This window comes from Pseudomonas sp. S35, from assembly GCF_009866765.1.
GTDB lineage: Bacteria > Pseudomonadota > Gammaproteobacteria > Pseudomonadales > Pseudomonadaceae > Aquipseudomonas.
In genome coordinates this window covers 371,894-393,853 of sequence record NZ_CP019431.1, presented here as the reverse complement: position 1 = coordinate 393,853, position 21,960 = coordinate 371,894, and the positions used below count along the sequence as shown (strand labels likewise).

Annotated in this window: 17 protein-coding genes; 8 read left to right on the top strand and 9 right to left on the bottom strand. The window is 61.0% G+C overall.

Annotation, left to right across the window (positions count from 1 at the left end):
* Position 1: 1 nt before the first annotated feature.
* From PspS35_RS01670 to PspS35_RS01660, 3 genes are all read right to left on the bottom strand, one after another.
* Positions 2-1,354 (bottom strand): DUF3999 domain-containing protein, encoded by a 1,353-nt coding sequence (locus tag PspS35_RS01670; RefSeq protein WP_159937963.1) that lies wholly within the window; start codon positions 1,352-1,354, stop codon positions 2-4.
* The gene (locus PspS35_RS01665) at positions 1,354-4,869 is read right to left on the bottom strand and encodes a DUF2339 domain-containing protein (RefSeq protein WP_159932501.1); all 3,516 of its coding nucleotides are present in this window, start codon (positions 4,867-4,869) and stop codon (positions 1,354-1,356) included. The genes PspS35_RS01670 and PspS35_RS01665 overlap by 1 nt, the downstream gene beginning before the upstream one ends.
* Positions 4,870-5,011: 142 nt before the next feature.
* Complete coding sequence (locus PspS35_RS01660) at positions 5,012-7,462, bottom strand: glycogen/starch/alpha-glucan phosphorylase (RefSeq protein WP_159932500.1); 2,451 nt, start codon at positions 7,460-7,462, stop codon at positions 5,012-5,014.
* Between the two features lie 240 nt (positions 7,463-7,702).
* On the opposite strand from PspS35_RS01660, the gene PspS35_RS01655 reads away from it, so the two are divergent.
* Complete coding sequence (locus tag PspS35_RS01655; protein WP_159932499.1) at positions 7,703-8,137, top strand: YkgJ family cysteine cluster protein; 435 nt, start codon at positions 7,703-7,705, stop codon at positions 8,135-8,137.
* 141 nt (positions 8,138-8,278) lie between these two features.
* Here the strand turns inward: PspS35_RS01655 and typA are convergent, their stop codons facing one another.
* Both typA and thiI read right to left on the bottom strand, forming a co-directional pair.
* Positions 8,279-10,099 carry a translational GTPase TypA gene (typA, locus tag PspS35_RS01650; RefSeq protein WP_032890153.1) on the bottom strand — a complete coding sequence of 607 codons (1,821 nt, stop codon included), beginning with the start codon at positions 10,097-10,099 and terminating at the stop codon, positions 8,279-8,281.
* A gap of 139 nt (positions 10,100-10,238) precedes the next feature.
* On the bottom strand, positions 10,239-11,693 hold the full coding sequence (gene thiI, locus PspS35_RS01645) for a tRNA uracil 4-sulfurtransferase ThiI (RefSeq protein ID WP_159932498.1): 1,455 nt from the start codon (positions 11,691-11,693) through the stop codon (positions 10,239-10,241).
* Between the two features lie 334 nt (positions 11,694-12,027).
* On the opposite strand from thiI, the gene glnA reads away from it, so the two are divergent.
* From glnA to ntrC, 5 genes are all read left to right on the top strand, one after another.
* A complete protein-coding gene (gene glnA, locus PspS35_RS01640; protein ID WP_032890148.1) occupies positions 12,028-13,434 on the top strand; it encodes a type I glutamate--ammonia ligase in 1,407 nt (468 codons plus the stop codon).
* Positions 13,435-13,616: 182 nt separating this feature from the next.
* Positions 13,617-14,153, top strand: coding sequence for a chorismate mutase (locus PspS35_RS01635; protein WP_159932497.1), 537 nt, complete (start codon positions 13,617-13,619; stop codon positions 14,151-14,153).
* 77 nt (positions 14,154-14,230) lie between these two features.
* On the top strand, positions 14,231-14,656 hold the full coding sequence (locus PspS35_RS01630) for a cupin domain-containing protein (protein ID WP_159932496.1): 426 nt from the start codon (positions 14,231-14,233) through the stop codon (positions 14,654-14,656).
* Positions 14,657-14,947: 291 nt separating this feature from the next.
* Positions 14,948-16,033, top strand: a complete 1,086-nt coding sequence (gene glnL, locus PspS35_RS01625) for a nitrogen regulation protein NR(II) (RefSeq protein ID WP_012721758.1) — start codon at positions 14,948-14,950, stop codon at positions 16,031-16,033.
* Positions 16,030-17,466 carry a nitrogen regulation protein NR(I) gene (gene ntrC / locus PspS35_RS01620; protein ID WP_034095448.1) on the top strand — a complete coding sequence of 479 codons (1,437 nt, stop codon included), beginning with the start codon at positions 16,030-16,032 and terminating at the stop codon, positions 17,464-17,466. Before glnL ends, ntrC begins: the two co-directional genes overlap by 4 nt.
* Before the next feature lie 487 nt (positions 17,467-17,953).
* Here ntrC and PspS35_RS01615 read toward each other — a convergent pair whose 3' ends face one another.
* Positions 17,954-18,394 carry a hypothetical protein gene (locus PspS35_RS01615; RefSeq protein ID WP_159932495.1) on the bottom strand — a complete coding sequence of 147 codons (441 nt, stop codon included), beginning with the start codon at positions 18,392-18,394 and terminating at the stop codon, positions 17,954-17,956.
* Here PspS35_RS01615 and PspS35_RS01610 point away from each other — a divergent pair.
* Entirely contained in the window at positions 18,393-18,848 is a 456-nt protein-coding gene (locus PspS35_RS01610) for a tRNA (cytidine(34)-2'-O)-methyltransferase (protein ID WP_010563141.1), read from the top strand. The genes PspS35_RS01615 and PspS35_RS01610 overlap by 2 nt on opposite strands.
* Before the next feature lie 59 nt (positions 18,849-18,907).
* On the opposite strand, the gene secB is transcribed toward PspS35_RS01610, so the two are convergent.
* Genes secB through PspS35_RS01595 form a run of 3 tightly spaced genes read right to left on the bottom strand, consistent with a single transcriptional unit; the run spans position 18,908 to position 20,099 of the window.
* Positions 18,908-19,387 carry a protein-export chaperone SecB gene (gene secB / locus PspS35_RS01605; protein ID WP_112193023.1) on the bottom strand — a complete coding sequence of 160 codons (480 nt, stop codon included), beginning with the start codon at positions 19,385-19,387 and terminating at the stop codon, positions 18,908-18,910.
* 42 nt (positions 19,388-19,429) lie between these two features.
* Complete coding sequence (gene grxC, locus PspS35_RS01600; RefSeq protein WP_159932494.1) at positions 19,430-19,684, bottom strand: glutaredoxin 3; 255 nt, start codon at positions 19,682-19,684, stop codon at positions 19,430-19,432.
* A gap of 1 nt (position 19,685) precedes the next feature.
* Positions 19,686-20,099, bottom strand: a complete 414-nt coding sequence (locus tag PspS35_RS01595; protein WP_159932493.1) for a rhodanese-like domain-containing protein — start codon at positions 20,097-20,099, stop codon at positions 19,686-19,688.
* A gap of 151 nt (positions 20,100-20,250) precedes the next feature.
* On the opposite strand from PspS35_RS01595, the gene gpmI reads away from it, so the two are divergent.
* Positions 20,251-21,777, top strand: a complete 1,527-nt coding sequence (gene gpmI, locus PspS35_RS01590; RefSeq protein ID WP_159932492.1) for a 2,3-bisphosphoglycerate-independent phosphoglycerate mutase — start codon at positions 20,251-20,253, stop codon at positions 21,775-21,777.
* The last annotated feature ends 183 nt before the right edge of the window (positions 21,778-21,960 follow it).

Below are 21,960 nucleotides of genomic sequence, written 5' to 3'. Positions count from 1 at the left end.
TTTAACGTGCCACCGGCGGCTTGCGCAGCAGACTGTAGGCCATCGCGCCCAGTGCCGCCACGCCGAGCAGTAACACGGCCCAGAGTCCGAGTTTTTTCCAGTTGGGCCCGTCGTCGACAGGCGCGACCGCCGCCTGCGACGCGACCGCAATTTCCCCGGCGACCTTGGCTTGCCCCAACGTGTTGAGGCGCTCGGCGCTGTAGTCAGGGATCAAGGTCGACAGCGGCAAATTCGCCGCCTTCACCGAGGCATTCCCCAACGCCAGGCTAAACGGCGGTTCACCCCGCGCCAGGAACACCAACTGGGTGGCGCGCACCGCAAAGCGCAGCGCGGGCGCGTCGACACCCAGGCCGCCACCGCGCTCATCCACCTGCAACTGGAGTTCGGCCACGACCTGGCCCGGCAACTGCAACTCATCCTGCGCCACGTCCTGGCCGTTTTGCGTCAGGCGGTACAGCAAGCCATTGCTCAATGGCTGCCACGCCTGTTTGGCATCGCTGCGCCCGGACAACGTCACCGGTGCCAGCGTGTTGGGCTGCTTCAACTCGATGCGCAAGCGCTCGACACTCAGCCCCGTCGGCAACTGCCATCTGTACTCCCCCGCCTTTAGGCGCGTGCCCGCCAACGGTTCAGACCATACCAATGGCATCGGCAGGCTGCTGTGGATGGCGCTCAGCACCTTGGCCGAGGTCAACAGCGGCGCCGCCTGCCCCTTCCACACCAGGCGCAGGTAACGCGCCGAGCGCCCTGGCAGGCTGACGTCATGTTGTTCGACGCGTTCGTCGGCAAACGACAAGCGCGCCACTTGCCCTTCGCCCCACGGCGCCCAACGCTGCAAGTCATCGCTGGCTTCAATGCTGAAACGCTGGAAGCCCTCTTGCTCACGGCTCCAGTCCAGGCTCAGTTGCTGCAACGGCGCCTTGATCGCGCTGGCGTCCAGCACCCAGCCGCGCAGCACCTGTTTGCCGGGCTTGGCGGCGGCGGTGGGTTTGATTTCCACCAAGGTGCCTTCGGCGGTGGTTTTCATCACCACACCGGGCAGTGTTTCCTGGGTGTCGGCGGCGTACAGCGGGAACCACTTCACATCGGTAACGTTGCGGCTTTCTGTGCGCTGGGAGGATTGACGCGACAGCGCATACGCCTGGGGCTCACCGGCAGCGTTGAACACGCGCACGTCGCTCAGATCGGCCTGGCGCGCATTGAGTTGCACCGCCAAGGGCAATTCAAGGCGATACCAAGGGCCGTTGCCGCTGACGCTCAGCGGCACCCGGGTGGCGAAATCTGCCGGCCCTTCCTGGGCCCATGCCGACAACACCGCACACATGCCCAACACGACCACGCTCGACTTTCCGATCAAGAGGATGCTCCTTCAGTTTCCACAACAGGCTCGGCACGCTTGGGCGGCAGCGGCGCAAAGTAGCCCACCACCAGCAACAGCCCGCCCACGCCAATGAACGACACGATCCGCGCCAGGCCGCCACGGTTGCTCAGTTCGACAAAGAACAGCTTGGCCACCACCACCGCAATCAGCGTCGCGCCGATCAGCCACACTTCGCGACGATGGCGCAGGTGGCCGCCGATCATCAGGCCGAGGGCGATCAGGGTCCACACAATCGACAGGCCGGCTTGCACCAACATCGACTCAAGCAGCGCATCCAGCTGGAACGGCACGCCGCCCCAATGGTGGGCGGTGCGCATCACCAGCGCCGTGAAGAACGCAAACAGCGAGAGACCCGCGACCCCTTGGGCGGCCAGTTCGGCACGCGGCCCGCGTTGCGGCGCCACGCTTCGCGACCACAGGTAAATACCCAGCAGCGCGAACAGCAGGCCCAGGTCCAGCGGGTTGAGCAGTGGCACGTAAGGCAACGGATTGGCGGTGCCATCGCTGAAGGTGTTCGCCAGCCAGAACCAGCCGAGCATCAACACGGCCAATGGCAGCGCAGCCAACACTCGGTATTCCCTTGGGTACGCCGATACCGGCCACGGCCAGGTGCGCGGCGCAGCGGCCAGCACCAGGTACAGGCTCGGCAGGATCGCCCAGCCCAGCCAACGCCAGGCGTTGTATTCAGCCGACAGACGCAACAGGCCATAACGCAATTCCAGCGCCAGCACGCCGATCAGCATCCAACAGCCGAGGACATGGGCAATACTCAGCATCCTGGCCGGAACCACCGGCGCCAGGCGGCGCAGCGAGATAAAATGCACCACGAATACCGCCAACCAGGCCAGCCAGCCGTACTGTGCCGCCGGGTGATAGTAGGTGTGGGCAGACACCAGCAATGCCACGCCCGCCGCCGGCATCAGCAAGGTGCACAGCACACCCAGCGAAGCCCAGCGCAGTCGCGCCGCGAGCAGCGCCCAGATCGCCACGCTGAACGCAGCAAGCCCGAGCAGGAAAGACCCCAGTAACTCTTGCGCAATAAAGCGCAATACTTCGCCACCCAGCGCCAATGTCCACCACGCCGCACCCCACACCAGCAACAGGTCGGACAAGCGTTGCAGCTTCAGTACGGCAAACACCGGCGCATGGGGCTCACGCTGCAAGCGCCAGGCCCCGACCATGGCGGCCAGCCCGAGCACCATCGGCGTCCAGAAACCGCTATGGGCCAAGGGGCGCAGCCCCTCAGCGGTGAGTGGCCCGAGCAGGTCTGGCACTGCCAGCAGGAATGAACCACCGCCGATCAGTTGCAGCAGCAACCCAAACACAAAACTCACACGTTGCTGCAGGTACAGGCTAAGCCAGATGATCAGCAAACCACTGGCCGCCCATACGCCGCTGGCGCTTTCCCACGGCAGCACAAACAGCACCGCGAGATTGATCAGCACCAGACCGGCCAGCAGCACCACCGACAACCCACGCAACAGCCGCACATCGTTGCGCACCATGTCATCGCGTGCCGCCAGCAACATGCCGCCAATCAGGGCCAGGCCGATCAGTGAGGCCGTGAGCAAGCCAGTCCAGCCCGCACTGAATACCGCCGCGCCCTCCCCGCCCTGCAAGCGCAGCAGGAACAACGCGCCACCCAGCAATTGCACCGCGAACGCCGTGAACAGGAAGGTGCGCGAGCCGATGCGCAGGCCGATAAACAGGGTCGCCAGACCCGCGATGGCCCAACTGATCGCCGTGCCTTGGGTCAGCAACAGCAACGGCGCCAACAGGTACAAAAAGCTCAAGCCCAGGCACGCCAGCACGGGCAGCCCTTTGCGCTCCCAATCCGCCGCCTGCTCTGCCGACGCCTTGCGCAGTTGCGCGAAGCTGAACAGCAATGCGGCGCCGAGCAACAGCGCACCCAGCGGTGCACCGTCGAGCAGGCTGTACTCGCCAATGCGCAGTTCGCTGAGGAAGGCCAGCGCCGACCCCAATTGCAGCAACAAGCCGAACGCCCGCGCCAACGGCCGCTGCTGGCGCAAGCCGAGCCAGAAGATCCCGGCGCCTTCCACCGCCCACGCCGCAGCCGTCCAACGGGCATCGAGGCCCAGTGGAATCGCCAGGCTGGCAAAGATCACCCCCAGGGCCAGGCACGTTTCGGTCAGCAACAAGGCACGCCCGCCACTGAGCAACCGTGCCAGGCCCATGTAGATAATGCCCAGGCCCAGCGCGCTGAAGGCCGCAGCGAACTCCAGATGCTGTACCAAGGCGAACTGCAAGCCAAAGCCCACCAGCGGCGGGCCGAACAGCAGGCTGCCGTCCACGTAATCACCCTTGGCCGCCGACCAGCGCAGCAGCGCATCGCGGCCTTCGGGCGCGTCGCCCATTTCCAGCAATTTACGACGGGCGAACAACAGGCCGATGGCCAGGTACATCAGGAAGAACAGGATCAGGAACGGCTCAGTGCTCCACAGCAACTCCGGCGTGTAGGAACGCAGGCCCCAGGCGAAGCCGATGCCGAAGGTGCCGACAAACCCGATCAGGTTGAGCAAGCGCCAGGCCTTGAACCAGGCGATCGCGAGGATGCCGGCATTGAGCAGGGCGAAATAACTGAACAGCGCCACATGGTTGCCCGCGCCGGTGGATGTCAGGATCGGCGCCGCAAAGCCGCCCAGCGCCGCTGCGCAGGCCAGGCCCAAGGCATCCTGGGTAATCGCCAGGATCGCCGAGAACACCGTGACCGCCACCAGCAGGCCAAGCGCCGCACCGGGATCGATCAGCGGATGCAGGCGCATCGCGGCAAACACCGTCAGGTACAGCACCGCGATCCCGGTGCCTTGCAGCATCAACCCGTAGTTGCTGTTGCGCAGCCGCAGCCACCAACCCAGGCCGAGCAGGCCCAGAGCTGCAGCGGCTACTGCGGCATAACGCAGTTCGATCGGCACCACCATGCCTTCGGTGGCGTAGCGCAACAGGAACGCCAGGCCGAGGAACAACAGCACCACGCCGACACGCAGCACGGTGTTGCCACCAAACAGCCAATTGCGTGCGCCGCTGATGGCGCGTTCGATCAGGTTGGGGCCACGGGGCGCAGCAGGTTCTTGAGGTGGACGTGGCGTCGGGGCGGGCGCCCAGACATCGTCCGGCAGTGGCTGGCTCGGTTCGGCGACCATCGCGACAGGCGCCAATTCAGCCGGCAGTTCCCACACCAGCTCTGGCGCCTTGGCGACAGGTGTCGGCTCAGGGACAGGCGTTTCGACGATGACAGGGCTCATCGGCGTGGGCACTTCCAGTTGCCGCAAGCGCTCACCCAGGGCGATCAGCGCCTTCTGCGTGGTTTCCAACTGAGCAGCCTGCTGCTGCGCCTGGGTCGCCAGCTTCGACAGGCGAATCGCCTGGCCAATGCCCAACCCCAACAGCGCACCGATGCCCGCCTCGTAGAACGACTCATCGAGCGTCCAGCCGAGCACCAGGCCAATCAGCATGAAAATCCATTGCATGGTCGATATTCCCTAAGCAAACCGGCGCTCAGTATATCGACGCGCAACTAATGTGGGAGGGGCGGTGCGACGATTCCCAGTCGACATATCTGCAAACTGACACGCTGTCGCACCGCCCCTCCCACATTTGCTATCGCAGTGTTTAGTCCAGGGCTTTCCAGATTTCCGTAGCGTACTCGCGGATCGTCCGGTCCGAAGAGAACCAGCCCATCCGCGCCGTATTGAGCACCGCCGAACGCCACCACGCCTTGGAGTCATGCCAATGCGCTTCGACCCGCGCCTGGGCGTCCCAGTAGGAATCGAAGTCGGCACACACCAGGAAGCGGTCGTAGTCGATCAGCCCATCGATCAAGCCCACATACCGGCCTGGATCATCCGGCGAGAACACCCCGCCACGAATCGCCTGCAACACATCGTTGAGGCGATGGGACGCGGCGATATCCGGCCCGGCATTGAACTCGCCCGCATGTTTGCGCGCCTCCACCTGCTGCGCGCTGAGGCCGAAGATAAACATGTGGTCGGCGCCCACGCGCTCGTGCATTTCCACGTTGGCGCCGTCCATCGTGCCGATGGTCAGCGCACCGTTGAGGCCGAACTTCATGTTGCTGGTGCCCGACGCTTCAAAGCCGGCCGTGGAGATTTGTTCCGACAAATCCGCCGCCGGAATGATGCTTTCGGCCAGGCTGACGTTGTAGTTGGGCAGGAACACCACCTTGAGCAAACCGCGCACGGTCGGGTCGTTGTTGACGGTGCGGGCGATGTCGTTGGTCAGTTTGATGATCAACTTGGCCTGGTGGTAGCTGGCCGCGGCCTTGCCCGAGAAGATCTTCACCCGTGGTACCCAGTCGGTGCCCGGCTCGGCGCGGATCGCCTGGTACAGCGCCACGGTGTGCAGCAGGTTGAGCAGTTGGCGCTTGTATTCGTGGATACGCTTGACCTGCACGTCGAACATCGCCGCCGGGTTCACCGAAATGCCCAGGCGCTCGTGGATGATTTCGGCCAGTGCACGCTTACTGTGCAGGCGCTGGTCGGCGAAGGCTTTGCGGAAGGTCTGTTTCTCGGCGAAGGTTTCCAACTCGCCCAGGCGGGTTTCCATAGTGTCGAGGATGTCCGGGCCCAGGGCATCCACCAGCATCTGGGTAAGCTTGGGGTTGGCCTGGTACAGCCAGCGGCGGAAGGTGATGCCGTTGGTTTTGTTGTTGATGCGTTCCGGGTAGAGCTTGTGCAGTTCGGAGAACACCGTGCTGCGCATCAGTTGGGTGTGCAAGCCGGACACACCGTTGACGCTGTGGGAACCCAGGAACGCCAGGTTACCCATGCGCACGCGACGACCGTTGTCTTCTTCGATCAGCGACACGGCGCGCAGCACATCAAAATCGTGGATGCCTTTGGCGCGCAGCGAGTCGATGTGCTGGGCGTTGATCAGGTAGATGATCTGCATGTGCCGGGGCAGCATGCGTTCCATCAGGCCTACCGGCCAGGTTTCCAATGCTTCGGGTAGCAAGGTGTGGTTGGTGTAGGACAGGGTTTCGACCGTGACCTGCCAGGCCGCATCCCAGGCGATATCGTGCAAGTCCACCAGTTGGCGCATCAACTCGGCCACGGCGATGGACGGGTGGGTGTCGTTGAGCTGGATGGCGGCGTGTTCGCCCAGGCTCAGTACCGAGCCGTGCATGTTCTTGTGCCGGCGCAGCAGGTCTTGCAGGGAAGCGGAGACGAAGAAGTATTCCTGGCGCAGACGCAGTTCCTGCCCTGCTTCGGTGCTGTCGGCCGGGTAAAGCACCCGTGAGATGCTTTCGGCACGGGCCACTTCGGCGACGGCGCCCAGGTGGTCACCGGCGTTGAAGCGCTCCAGGTGCAGGTCTTCCACGGCGCGCGCACGCCACAGGCGCAGGGTGTTGACGCTGGCACCGCGCCAACCGACCACCGGCGTGTCGTAGGCAACGGCGCGTACCGTTTCGTTGGGCGTCCACACCTGGATCAGCTTGCCGGCGGCGTCCGGCAGGGTTTCGACGCTGCCGCCAAAGCCGATCGGATAGATCACCTCAGCACGCTCGAACTCCCACGGGTTGCCGAAATCCAGCCAGCGTTCGGTCTGCTCCTGCTGCCAGCCATCGACAATCGCCTGGCGGAACAAGCCGTGCTCGTAACGAATGCCATAACCGTGGCCGGCAATGCCCAGGGTCGACATGCTTTCCATAAAGCACGCGGCCAGACGGCCCAGGCCACCGTTACCGAGCGCCGCATCGGGCTCCAGCAGGCGGATGCGTTCAAGGTCGACGCCCAGCTCGCTGAGCGCTTCGCGGGCAATCTCCAACACACCGAGGTTGCTCAGGCTGTCGTAGAGCAAGCGGCCGATGAGGAACTCCAGGGAGAGGTAATACACCCGCTTCTGGCCTTTGCGGTAGATGCGCCGCGTGTGGTCCATCCAGTGATCGACCATCTGGTCGCGCGCGGCCAGGGCAATGGCTTCGAACCAGTCGTGGTCGAAAGCGTGATCCGGGTCCTTGCCCACCGCGTAGGTGAGTTTGGTCAAGACGGCATCGCGAAATGCGGCTACCTCTGCTTCTCGTGCAAGTGGTTCCTGAGACATCAATTGCGACCTCGGGCGAGATAGAAGGAGTTGCTAGAGCCTAGACGGTCTGACAGACGGTAGACGCTCTGGTTCGGCACTTTTTTAACGCATTTACCTTTAGCGGGTTTTGATGCATTGGCCGTGCCTGCTTTTGAACAAAGCGCACCTTCGGGCCGAAAACCGCAAAATATTGTTCAAAAAATCACCAATCCCGGTATGATCGCGCGCCCGGATACCGCCCCACCTTTTGGAACCCTGATGAAGCCTCAACTGATCGCCGCCGCGGAACTTGACCGTCTCGAGACCTGGCAGAAATATTCCGCCCACATGTGCGGTGGCTGCGTGTCCAGCTGCTGCACGCTGCCGGTCGAAGTGAAGATCAAGGACCTGATCCGCATTGGCATCGTCGATGAGTTCGAGCGCGGCGACCCGCCGAAGAACATCGCCAAGCGGTTGCAGAAAGAAGGCATCGTCGAGCGCTACAACAACAAATCCGAGATTTTTACCCTGCAGCGCATGAGCAACAACGACTGCCTGTACCTGGATCGTAAGACGCGCTTCTGCACTATTTATGACAAGCGCCCGGATACCTGCCGCAATCACCCGAAGATTGGGCCGCGGCCGGGGTATTGCGCGTACAAACCCAAGGAAGTGGTGCGCGAGACCAACTTCCGTACTCTCGATAAGTTCTGATCCAAATTTTGTAGTGTTTTGAAGGGCCTCATCGGGGGCTTGCTCCCGATGAGGCCAGTACAGCCACCCCAAAAACTGCAGACATAAAAAAACGCCCCCGGCCTTTCGACCGGGGGCGTTTTTCATTCAGCCTGAGTTAAATCAGTTCTTGGCTTTCTTGGCAGCGCGGGTACGCTCGCCTTCGTCCAGGATCTTCTTACGCAGGCGGATCGACTTAGGCGTGACTTCGCACAGCTCGTCGTCCTGGATGAATTCCAGGGCCTGTTCCAGGGTGAAGCGAACAGGTGGAACCAGAGCGATGGTTTCGTCTTTGCCCGAAGCACGCATGTTGTCGAGCTTCTTGCCTTTGGTTGGGTTGACGCCCATGTCGTTGTCACGGCTGTTCAGACCAACGATCTGACCGTTGTAGATCTCTTGACCGTGCTCAACGAACAGCTTGCCACGCGCCTGGAGGGTTTCCAGGGAGTAGGTCAGTGCCTTGCCGGTTTCTACCGATACCAGAACACCGTTCTGACGGCCGGACATGTCGCCGGACTTCATGGTGTCGTAGCGATCGAAGATCGAGGTCAGGATGCCAGCACCGTTGGTCAGGGTCAGGAACTGGTTACGGAAACCGATCAGACCACGAGCAGGGATGTTGTATTCCAGACGCACACGGCCTTTGCCATCCGGCACCATGTTGGTCAGGTCGCCTTTACGCAGACCCATCTCTTCCATCACCTTGCCCTGGGATTCTTCCGGGGTGTCGATGGTGACGTTTTCGAACGGTTCCTGCTTCACGCCGTCAACCTGACGGATGATCACTTCTGGACGACCAACGCCCATTTCGAAGCCTTCGCGACGCATGGTTTCGATCAGTACCGAGAGGTGCAGCTCACCACGGCCGGAAACCTTGAACTTGTCAGCCGAGTCGCCTTCTTCAACGCGCAGTGCAACGTTGTACAGCAGCTCTTTGTCCAGACGTTCCTTGATGTTACGGGAAGTCACGAACTTGCCTTCTTTACCGCAGAAAGGCGAGTCGTTTACCTGGAAGGTCATGGAAACGGTTGGCTCGTCAACGGTCAGAGGCTTCATCGCCTCAACGTTGTCCGGCTGGCACAGGGTGTCGGAGATGAACAGGGAGTCCATGCCGCTCACGCAGACGATGTCGCCAGCGAAAGCTTCTTCAACGTCGATACGGTGCAGACCGTGGTGACCCATCAGCTTCAGGATACGACCGTTACGCTTCTTGCCGTCGGCGCCGATAGCAACAACCGGGGTGTTCGGCTTGACGCTACCACGAGCGATACGGCCAACGCCGATAACACCCAGGAAGCTGTTGTAGTCCAGTGCCGAGATTTGCATCTGGAACGGACCATCACGGTCAACTTTAGGCGCCGGTACGTTGTCGACGATCGACTGGTACAGCGGGGTCATGTCTTCAGCCATGTCGGTGTGTTCCAGACCGGCAATGCCGTTCAGGGCCGAGGCGTAGACGACTTTGAAGTCCAGCTGTTCTTCGGTGGCACCCAGGTTGTCGAACAGGTCGAAGATCTGGTCCAGAACCCAGTCCGGACGCGCGCCTGGACGGTCAACCTTGTTGATGCACACGATCGGACGCAGGCCGGCTTCGAAAGCCTTCTTGGTCACGAAACGGGTTTGCGGCATAGGGCCGTCTTGAGCGTCAACCAGCAGCAGAACGGAGTCAACCATCGACATTACGCGTTCTACTTCGCCGCCGAAGTCGGCGTGGCCCGGGGTGTCCACGATGTTGATGTGGTAGCCGTTCCAGTTGATAGCGGTGTTTTTAGCCAGGATGGTAATACCGCGCTCTTTTTCCTGGTCGTTGGAGTCCATCACGCGCTCGTCGTTGAGCTCGTTGCGCTCCAGGGTGCCGGATTGACGCAGGAGTTTGTCTACCAGGGTGGTTTTACCATGGTCAACGTGAGCAATGATGGCGATGTTACGTAGATTTTCGATCACTTGTGTATCTCGATCAGAGGATTCGGTGTGCTGACAGGTCGTGGCAGCGATTAACAGTAGAGTCAGGCCTTGCCGTTACAGCTTGACGGCAGAGTCGGGGGGCCGGTGACGCAGGCCACAGGCAAACAGCCCCGGGCTCTTAGCTCGGTCGATAAACGCGCACATTGGCATGCCCCTCACTGAGCAAATGGTGGGCATGCAGGCGACTCATCACGCCTTTGTCGCAATACAGCAGGTACTGACGGCTGTCATCCAGTTCCTTGAAACGCGCGTTCAATGCATAGAACGGCAGCGTTTGTACGTCGATGCCAGGAATTTCCAGCGGCTCATCTTCAGCGGCATCCGGGTGACGGATGTCGACAACGATCTGGCCGGCCAGGGCTTCGCTGACTTCTTCGATCTGCACATCCTGGCCCAGTTCATCGATCACACGATCGATCGGGACCAGCTTGGCGTTCTGGAGCGCACGCTCCAGAACCGCCATATCAAACTGTTGTTCTTCATACTCCACGCGGTTGCGCTTGGCGTGGGTCTTGGGGTTCACCGAGATGACCCCGCAGTATTCAGGCATATGCTTGGCAAAGTCGGCGGTACCGATTTCTTCTGCCAAATCGATGATGTCCTGCTTGTGGCTGGCGATCAGCGGGCGCAGTACCAGCTTTTCGGTTACGCAGTCGATCAGCGACAGGTTGGGCAGCGTTTGGCTGGACACCTGGGAAATCGCTTCGCCCGTCACCAGCGCGTCGATCTGCAACTGGTCGGCAATGCGGGACGCAGCGCGCAACATCATACGCTTCAATACTACGCCCATATGACTGTTATCGACTTTTCCGAGAATTTCGCCCAGCACTTCCTCGAACGGCACGCTCACAAATAGCACGCGCTGGGAGCTGCCGTACTTCTTCCAGATAAAGTGCGCGACTTCCATCACGCCCAATTCGTGTGCACGCCCGCCCAGATTAAAGAAGCAGAAGTGGCTCATCAGGCCGCGGCGCATGATCTGGTAGGCCGCCACCGTGGAATCGAAACCGCCGGACATCAATACCAGGGTCTGTTCCAGGGCGCCCAGCGGGTAGCCGCCGATGCTGTTGTGCTGGCTGTGGATCACAAACAACCGTTGGTCGCGAATTTCCATGCGCACTTCAATTTGCGGCGCTTTCAAGGAAATTCCGGCGGCACCGCACTCGCGACGCAGCTTGCTGCCGACGTATTTCTCCACATCCATGGAGCTGAATGGGTGCTTGCCGGCGCGCTTGCAACGCACCGAAAAAATCTTACCCTCGATCTCACTGCCAAAGTGCTGCTTGCACTTCTCGGTGATGTCGTCGAAGTCGCCCAGCGGGTACTCGTCCACCTGCAGGAAATGCGCGATGCCCGGCATGCAGCTCAGGCGCTCGGTCATGTCCTTCAAGGCTTTGGCGTCGGTGACACGGGTTTCCAGTTCGAGGTTGTCCCACACGCCGTTCACCACCACAGCCGGGTCCAGATCGCGGAGCACGGCACGGATGTTCTTGGCCAACTGACGGATGAAACGCGTCCGTACCGGTCGGCTTTTAATGGTGATCTCGGGGAAGACTTTAACGATTAATTTCATGGAAACAGCGCGCGCCGGGCCTGCTGAAAAAGGGGGGCGCGGATTATAGCGGAAATCGCTCAAGGTTTAACCAGTTAATATGCACCACACTCGCAACGCACTAAAGCAGTGCATCTTGAGGCGATTTCGCCACATTGCGGTGCGCCATTTTCGGTCTTTTGTCGCAATGCACCTTTATAGGGGCGTTTTTGGAGCAAAAAACCCATGTTGGCGCACTGGCATGCAATTTGCTCTCTTGTGAGGCAGGTTGCCATGGCGGACTATCCGCGCCGGCATCACCCACATTCTAAGGGCTAACTCCACTACCCCAGCCCGAAGCCACCCGGAGGACACTATGTCGAAGTCGGTTCAACTCATCAAAGATCATGACGTTAAATGGATTGATCTGCGCTTCACGGACACCAAAGGCACTCAGCACCACGTGACCATGCCGGCTCGCGACGCGCTGGATGATGCTTTCTTCGAAGAAGGCAAAATGTTCGACGGTTCCTCCATCGCTGGCTGGAAAGGCATCGAAGCCTCCGACATGATCCTGATGCCGGACGACAGCACTGCCGTGCTCGACCCGTTCACCGAAGAAGCCACCCTGATCCTGGTGTGCGACGTGATCGAGCCTTCGACCATGCAAGGCTACGACCGCGACCCACGTGCGATCGCCAAGCGTGCCGAGGAATACCTGAAGTCGACCGGTATCGGTGACACCGTATTCGTAGGCCCGGAGCCAGAGTTCTTCATCTTTGACCAAGTGAAGTTCAAGTCCGACATCTCCGGTTCCATGTTCAAGATCTACTCCGAACAAGGTTCGTGGATGTCCGACCAGGACGTGGAAGGCGGCAACCATGGCCACCGTCCAGGTATCAAAGGTGGCTACTTCCCAGTTCCGCCATTCGACCACGACCACGAAATCCGTACCTCCATGTGCAACGCGATGGAAGACATGGGCCTGGTCATCGAAGTGCACCACCACGAAGTGGCGACTGCCGGCCAGAACGAAATCGGTGTGAAGTTCAACACCCTGGTGGCCAAGGCTGACGAAGTTCAGACCCTGAAGTACTGCGTACACAACACTGCCGTTGCCTACGGCCGTACCGCTACCTTCATGCCTAAGCCTTTGTACGGCGATAACGGTTCGGGTATGCACGTTCACCTGTCCATCGCCAAAGATGGCAAGAACACCTTCGCTGGCGAAGGTTATGCCGGCCTGTCCGACACTGCCCTGTACTTCATCGGCGGTATCATCAAGCACGGTAAGGCCCTGAACGGCTTCACCAACCCGTCGACCAACTCCTACAAGCGTCTGGTCCCAGGTTTCGAAGCGCCAGTGATGCTGGCCTACTCGGCACGCAACCGTTCCGCTTCGATCCGTATCCCTTACGTGTCCAGCCCGCGTGCTCGCCGTATCGAAGCCCGCTTCCCGGACCCAGCAGCCAACCCATACCTGGCCTTCGCTGCCCTGGTCATGGCCGGCCTGGACGGTATCCAGAACAAGATCCACCCAGGCGACGCCGCCGACAAAAACTTGTACGACCTGCCGCCTGAAGAGGCCAAAGAGATCCCACAAGTGTGCGGCAGCCTGAAAGAAGCCCTGGAAGAGCTGGACAAGGGCCGTGCGTTCCTGACCAAAGGCGGCGTGTTCAGCGACGACTTCATCGACGCTTACATCGGCCTGAAAAGCGAAGAAGAAATCAAGGTTCGCACCTTCGTACACCCACTGGAATACGAGCTGTACTACAGCTGCTGATCCGGTAGCGCTGCTTGACGTAGCGCGATGAAAAGGGCCTCCTTCGGGAGGTCTTTTTTTGCCCGCAATTCACGCAAGGCAAACGCACAAAGCAGGGTAGCTCCAGACTGACCCAGCTCTTAATCTGCAAACCCAATCAAAAATGTGGGAGGGGGCTTGCTCCCTCCCACAGGAGATCACTCTTGAAGTTTCGATTTGTGTTCGCTCTGTTGTTCGTCAGTGCCACTGCGACTGCCGCGCCACCCACGCTCGAACCGCTGCTCAACAGCATCGCCGAACGTTTGGAGATTGCCGACCAAGTGGCCCTGAGCAAATGGGACAGCAAAAAGCCTGTAGAAGATAAAAAGCGCGAACAAGAAGTGATCGCCAGCGTCGCCGCGCAGGCACCGAGCTACAAGCTGCCACCTGGCGCTGCCGAGCAGTTCTTCTCGGCGCAAATCGAAGCCAACAAACTGGTGCAGTACACCCAGCTCTCTGACTGGCAATTCCAGGGCAAGGCACCTGACGATCCACGCCCCGACCTGGTGAAACAGATCCGCCCGCAATTGGACGAGCTGCAGAAACGCCTGCTGCAGCAATTGGCCGACTTCACCCCGCATCGTACCGACCCGCAGTGCCCGCAATGGTTGGCCGAGGCCGTGCATGAGCCGCTGAACGATCCGTTGCGTCAGTTGGCGATGATCCGCGCCACGGCCGAATTGTGCACTGGACCTACTTGATTTGAGGACCTGTCCTGCATCTTCACCGAGGCCGGTGGCCATAGCCTGACTGTTCATTTATCGGACAGGATGGAACCATGATCGCCCTCAAGTGCTTGATTACAGCAGCGCTGGGTTTGTCGTTGCTTGGCTGCGGCATCCACCCAAAGAACGCCGCACACATCGAAAAAGAGGTGTTGCTTGAACGCAGCGCGTCATGGGATGGCACACCTTACAAAGCCTACCCAAAAGGTCCGCCGCAACTGACGCTCATACGCCTCAAGATCCCTGCGCACACGCAATTGCCCTGGCACACTCACCCAATGCCGAATGCCGCCTACATCGTTTCGGGAGAGCTGACCGTTGAAACCCGTAAGGGCGGACTGACGCGCACCTTGAGGCAAGGGCAAACCCTGGCCGAGATGGTAGGCATTGAGCATCGTGGTATTACCGGCAACACCCCGGTCGAGCTGCTGGTCTTTTACGCGGGCCGTGCGGGCATGCCACTTTCTGAACAACACTGACCCCCCACCCCGGATCGTTTTCAACCCGCCCTGAAAACGATCCACTCGCCACTTCCTGAACAACCTTGATAAAACCGCACTATATTGGTGCGATAGGCTGCACCCTTCCCACCTGGCCAGCCCATTTTGGTTCGAAACTTCCCGAGCAAGCTGGCAGAACGCCACAGTTTCGCGCCTATAACCCCCATTTCAGGGCTTTAACGCTTCTTTTCGGAGCCTTGGTTTGGTTTTTGCATTTTCCTTGTATCAGCGTGTGCCTCAAGCCCGCGCCTTGCTCCAAAAGAGGTCCTGATGACCATCAGCGATGCACTGCACCGTTTGCTACTCGACAACCTGACCACCGCGACCATCCTGCTCAATGACGACTTGCGTCTTGAGTACATGAACCCGGCGGCGGAGATGCTCCTGGCCATCAGCGGCCAGCGCAGCCATGGGCAGTTCATCAGCGAGCTGTTCACCGAGTCGGCCGAGGCCTTGAGCTCGTTGCGCCAGGCGGTGGAGCAGGCGCACCCGTTCACCAAGCGCGAGGCGATGCTCACCGCCCTCACCGGCCAGACGCTGACCGTCGACTACGCCGTAACCCCAATCCTGAGCAACGGCGCCACCCTGCTGCTGCTCGAAGTGCACCCCCGTGACCGCTTGCTGCGCATCACCAAGGAAGAAGCGCAGCTGTCCAAGCAGGAAACCAGCAAGATGCTGGTCCGCGGCCTGGCCCATGAGATCAAGAACCCATTGGGCGGCATCCGTGGCGCCGCACAGTTGCTGGCCCGTGAACTGCCGGAGGAACACCTCAAGGACTACACCAACGTCATCATCGAAGAGGCCGACCGCCTGCGTAACCTGGTGGACCGCATGCTGGGCTCCAACAAGCTGCCGTCCCTGGCGATGACCAACGTGCACGAGGTGCTGGAGCGCGTGTGCCATCTGGTCGAGGCCGAAAGCCAGGGCTGCATCACCTTGGTGCGCGACTACGACCCAAGCATTCCCGACGTGTTGATCGACCGCGAGCAGATGATCCAGGCGGTGCTCAATATCGTGCGCAACGCCATGCAGGCCATCAGCAGCCAGAACGAGCTGCGCCTGGGCCGCATCAGCCTGCGCACCCGCGCCCTGCGCCAGTTCACCATCGGCCACGTGCGCCATCGCCTGGTGACCAAGGTCGAGATCATCGACAACGGCCCGGGCATTCCTGTGGAACTTCAGGAAACCATTTTCTTTCCCATGGTCAGCGGCCGCCCGGACGGTACCGGGCTGGGCCTGGCCATTACCCAGAACATCATCAGCCAGCATCAGGGCTTGATCGAATGTGAGAGCCATCCTGGCCACACCACGTTCTCGATCTTTCTGCCACTGGAACAAGGAGCCCCATCGACATGAGCCGTAGTGAAACTGTCTGGATCGTCGATGACGACCGTTCTATCCGCTGGGTCCTCGAGAAAGCCTTGCAACAGGAAGGCATGACCACCCAGAGCTTCGACAGCGCCGACGGGGTGATGAGCCGCCTCGCGCGCCAGCAGCCCGACGTGATCATCTCCGACATCCGCATGCCCGGCGCCAGTGGCCTGGACCTGCTGGCGCGTATCCGCGAGCAGCACCCGCGCCTGCCGGTGATCATCATGACTGCGCACTCGGACCTGGACAGCGCTGTCGCGTCCTACCAGGGCGGCGCCTTTGAATACCTGCCCAAGCCGTTCGACGTGGACGAGGCCGTGGCACTGGTCAAGCGCGCCAACCAGCACGCCCAGGAACAGCAAAACCAGGAAGCCCCACCCACCCTGACTCGCACCCCGGAAATCATCGGTGAAGCGCCGGCGATGCAGGAAGTGTTTCGCGCCATCGGACGCTTGAGCCACTCCAACATCACCGTGCTGATCAACGGCGAATCGGGTACCGGTAAAGAGCTGGTGGCCCACGCCCTGCACCGCCACAGCCCACGGGCGGCGTCGCCGTTTATCGCGTTGAACATGGCAGCGATCCCCAAGGACTTGATGGAGTCCGAGCTGTTCGGCCATGAGAAAGGCGCGTTCACCGGCGCGGCCAACCTGCGTCGCGGCCGCTTTGAACAGGCGGACGGCGGTACGTTGTTCCTCGATGAAATCGGCGACATGCCAGCCGACACCCAGACCCGCCTGCTGCGCGTGCTGGCGGACGGCGAGTTCTACCGCGTCGGCGGTCACACGCCGGTCAAGGTCGATGTGCGCATCATCGCCGCGACCCACCAGAACCTCGAAACCCTGGTGCACGCGGGCAAGTTCCGTGAGGACTTGTTCCACCGCCTCAATGTGATCCGCATCCATATCCCGCGCATGTCGGACCGCCGCGAAGACATCCCGACCCTCGCCCGCCACTTCCTCAGCCGCGCCGCCCAGGAGCTGGCCGTCGAGCCGAAGCTGCTCAAAAGCGAGACCGAGGAATACCTGAAGAACCTGCCGTGGCCCGGCAACGTGCGCCAGTTGGAGAACACCTGCCGCTGGATCACCGTGATGGCGTCCGGGCGCGAAGTGCACATCAGCGACCTGCCGCCGGAGCTGTTGAGCCTGCCACAGGACTCGGCACCAGTGACCAACTGGGAGCAGGCGCTACGCCAATGGGCCGACCAGGCGCTGGCGCGTGGCCAGTCGAACCTGCTGGACAGCGCCGTACCGGCGTTCGAGCGGATCATGATCGAAACCGCCTTGAAGCACACCGCCGGCCGCCGCCGCGATGCTGCCGTGTTGCTGGGTTGGGGCCGTAATACCCTGACGCGCAAGATCAAGGAGTTGGGCATGAAGGTCGATGGTGGGGATGATGACGAGGGCGACGACGCCTGATCTCAAATCCACTGCGACTCAAACGTGGGAGGGGGCAAGCCCCCTCCCACATTTGGATCTCCTATAGTTTTGGTTCTCCACCAGGCTTCAGACCGTGCACCGCTTCAATGCACCAGGAACCGGCATCGGGCATGGATCCAACACCTGAAACCTCAGCGCTGCTGAAAAAAATCCAAATCCCGAAAACACCAAAGCCCCGTATTCCGGGGCTTTGCGCTTTCTGATGAAATTATTTGGCACAGTTTGGCGAGTCTGGCACGCGCCCTGCAATAACCCTTGTACAACCCAGTTTCGGGGACCTTGGTACAGGCAGGCCGAGAATCCCCTCTTTACACCCGGGGTGCTTGATGCGAACCGCGTCGCGCTCCACACCGCTTTGGGGAACCTCGGTACAGGCAGGCCGGGGATTCCCTCTTTAACACGGAAGCCTTGACGGCTTCACCCCGTTTTGGGAGCCCTGGTACAGGCAGGCCGGGAACTCCCTCTTTTATTGCTCCTGGAGATGGATCTCCAAACGCCAGCGGTCATCGACCTCCTCCCCCTTCCACTCCCCGCGCAACGGCCGAGCCGCCACCAGGTTCAGCAGCAGGCCGCCATCGGTCTTGCGCACGCGCCAGTTCACGTCCTTGTCGTTGACTTTAAGTTGCCCGGTGGCGGCCTTGCCTTGGGCATCAAACAGCAACGCCACGGTGCCGTCGATATGCTCGCCGTGCAGCTTGGGTTCGCTGTTGAACCACACCACCACGCCGTCCTTGGTCGTCTCTATCTGTTGCAGTTCCACCGGGTCCGCAGTGGTCAGGCGGCCGATCATCAGGCCCACCATCAAGCCGACAATCGCCAGCGAGCCCATGACCTTCGGCAATAGCTTCGGTCTTGGGTCTTCTTCAGGGGTAGAATGCAACGCATCTTTGCCTTCGGAGCCGTGCATGTTTCACGTCATCCTTTTTCAACCAGAAATTCCGCCGAATACCGGCAACGTTATCAGGCTGTGCGCCAACAGTGGATGCCACCTGCATTTGATCGAGCCCCTGGGCTTTGACATGGACGACAAGCGCCTGCGCCGTGCCGGGCTGGACTACCACGAGTACGCCACACTCCAGCGCCACGCCGACTTGGCCAGCTGCCTGGAAAGCCTGGGGCATCCGCGCTTGTTCGCGTTCACCACCAAGGGTTCGCGGCCATTCCATGATGCCAGCTTTGCCGAGGGTGATGCCTTCCTGTTCGGCCCGGAGAGCCGTGGGCTGCCCGCCGAAGTGCTCGACGCCCTGCCCGATGGCCATCGCCTGCGCCTGCCGATGCGCGAGGGCTGCCGCAGCCTGAACCTGTCCAACACCGTGGCCGTCGCCGTGTACGAAGGCTGGCGCCAACTCGGCTTCAAGTAACACACATAACAAATGTGGGAGGGGGCTTGCCCCCCTCCCACATTGTTTACCGCATCGACTTATTGAACCGTCGGGGCGCCTTCCGACTGCATGCGCTGCAGCTCTTGAGCGTACAGGGCATCGAAGTTCACCGGTGCCAGCATCAGCGCCGGGAACGAGCCACGGGTGACCAGGCTGTCCAGGGTCTCACGGGCATACGGGAAAAGGATGTTCGGGCAGAACGCGCCCAGGGTGTGGCTCATGGACGCTTCGTCCAGGCCCTGGATCAGGAAGATACCGGCTTGTTGCACTTCAGCGATGAAGGCTACTTCTTCGCCGTTCTTGACGGTGACCGACAGGGTCAGCACGACTTCGTGGAAGTCGCCTTCCAGTGCTTTTTGACGAGTGTTCAGGTCCAGCGCAACGCTTGGGGTCCATTCCTGGCGGAAGATGGCCGGGCTTTTCGGCGCTTCGAACGACAGGTCACGCACGTAGATCCGCTGCAGCGAGAACTGTGGGCCTTGAGCTTCTGCTGCTTCGGTGTTCTGTTGGTCAGTCATCGCAGATCCTTCTTGATCTTGGGGTCTTTTAGGGTTTAGGAGTCAGACGAGCAGCAGCGCATCGAGTTTACCGGCGCGCTCCAGGGCAAACAGGTCGTCGCAACCACCGATGTGCCTGGCGCCGATCCAGATCTGCGGCACGGACGTGCGTCCCGCCTTCTGGGCCATGTCGGCGCGCACCTGGGGCTTGCCGTCGACCTTGATCTCTTCGAAGGCAACGCCCTTCTTCTCCAGCAGGGCCTTGGCCCGCATGCAGTAAGGGCAATAATCGCTGGAATAGACGACAACCTGGCTCATATCACTTCACCAGCGGCAGGTTATCGGCGCGCCAGCTGCTGATGCCACCGGACAGCTTGGCGGCGGTGAAACCGGTCTTGAGCATTTCGCGGGCGTGGGTGCCGGCGTGCTGGCCTTGGGCGTCGACCAGGATGATGGTCTTGGCCTTGTGCTTTTCCAGCTCGGCCAGGCGTGCGATCAGCTTGTCCTGTGGGATGTTCAAGGCACCGACGATATGGCCGCTGGCGAAGTCCTTGGCTGGGCGGATGTCCACCACAATGGCCTCGTCCTTATTGACCAGCGCGGTCAGCTCCGCCGTGCTCAGGCTGCGGCCACCACGGCTCAATTCGTGAGCGATCAGCAGCGCCAGCAGGATGACGAAGGCACCCACGAGCAGATAGTGGGCAGTGGCAAATGCAATCAGGTGATCAACCATCAAGGAGGTTCCAGGGCGTTAAAATGGCGGTAAGTATACACAGCCGTCAGGGGCGGCCAACCCCCGTAAAGCGGTGACGTGGTCGGAACTTCGCTTTAAACTGCCACTCCCTTTTCAATTGCCTTCCTTTATTACCGCCGCGAGAGGATCTATGACTACCACGCCTAAACCTTTGGTCCTGATAATTCTCGATGGCTTTGGACACAGTGAAAGCCACCACGACAACGCGGTCTACGCGGCCAAGAAGCCCGTGCTGGACCGCCTGACGGCCACCGTTCCCAACGGTTTGATCTCCGGCTCGGGCATGGACGTGGGCCTGCCCGACGGCCAAATGGGCAACTCGGAAGTCGGCCACATGAATCTCGGCGCCGGACGAGTGGTCTATCAAGACTTCACCCGCGTGACCAAAGCGATCCGCGACGGCGAGTTCTTCGAGAACCCGACCATCTGCGCCGCGGTCGATAAAGCAGTGGCCGCCGGCAAGGCCGTGCACTTCATGGGCCTGCTCTCGGACGGCGGCGTGCACAGCCACCAGGACCATCTGGTGGCCATGGCCGAGCTGGCCTTCAAGCGCGGCGCCGACAAGATCTACCTGCACGCCTTCCTCGACGGTCGCGACACCCCGCCGAAAAGCGCGCAATCGTCCATCGAACTGCTCGACGCCACCTTCGCCGCCTTGGGCAAGGGCCGCATCGCCAGCATCGTCGGCCGTTACTTCGCCATGGACCGCGACAATCGCTGGGACCGCGTGTCCCAGGCCTACAACCTGATTGTCGATGGCCAGGCCGAATTCAACGCCGCCAGCGCCCAGCAAGGCCTGGAAGCCGCCTACGCCCGTGGCGAGAGCGATGAATTCGTCAAAGCCACCACCATCGGCGAGCCGGTCAAAGTCGAAGACGGCGACGCCGTGGTGTTCATGAACTTCCGCGCCGACCGCGCCCGCGAACTGAGCCGCGTGTTTGTCGAAGACGGCTTCAGCGAGTTCGAACGCGCCCGCCAGCCAAAGGTGCACTACGTCGGCCTGACCCAGTACGCCGCCAGCATCCCCGCGCCAGCTGCGTTTGCACCGGGCAGCCTGGACAACGTGCTGGGCGATTACCTGGCGAAAAACGGCAAGACGCAGCTGCGTATCGCCGAAACCGAAAAGTACGCCCACGTGACCTTCTTCTTCTCCGGCGGCCGTGAAGAGCCGTTCCCCGGTGAAGAGCGCATCCTGATCCCGTCGCCAAAAGTCGCCACCTACGACCTGCAGCCGGAAATGAGCGCGCCAGAAGTCACCGACAAGATCGTCGACGCCATCGAGCACCAGCGTTACGACGTGATCGTGGTCAACTACGCCAACGGCGACATGGTTGGCCACAGCGGCAACCTGGAAGCCGCAACCAAGGCGGTGGAATGCCTGGACCTGTGCGTCGGCCGCATCGCCGAGGCCCTGGAAAAAGTCGGCGGCGAAGCGCTGATCACCGCCGACCACGGCAACTGCGAACAGATGTCCGACGAATCCACCGGCCAGGCCCACACCGCCCACACCACCGAGCCGGTGCCGTTCATCTATGTCGGCAAGCGCGATTTCAAAGTGCGTGACGGCGGGGTGCTGGCAGATGTGGCGCCGACCATGTTGATGCTGATGGGGTTGGAAAAGCCTGTAGAGATGACTGGCACTTCAATCCTGGTTTGATCTAAAAAACGCCGCGAAACAATGTGGGAGGGGGCTTGCCCCCTCCCACATTGGATCTTCAGTGTTTAGAAGATGCCCTATTGCCATACCACCGCCACTCGGCACCTATCTTGCCCTCCCGCCGAATTGGGCGTTTTTTTTGCCGCGCTTGGCGGGCATACTAGGCCGTCCCTTTCCCTGGTG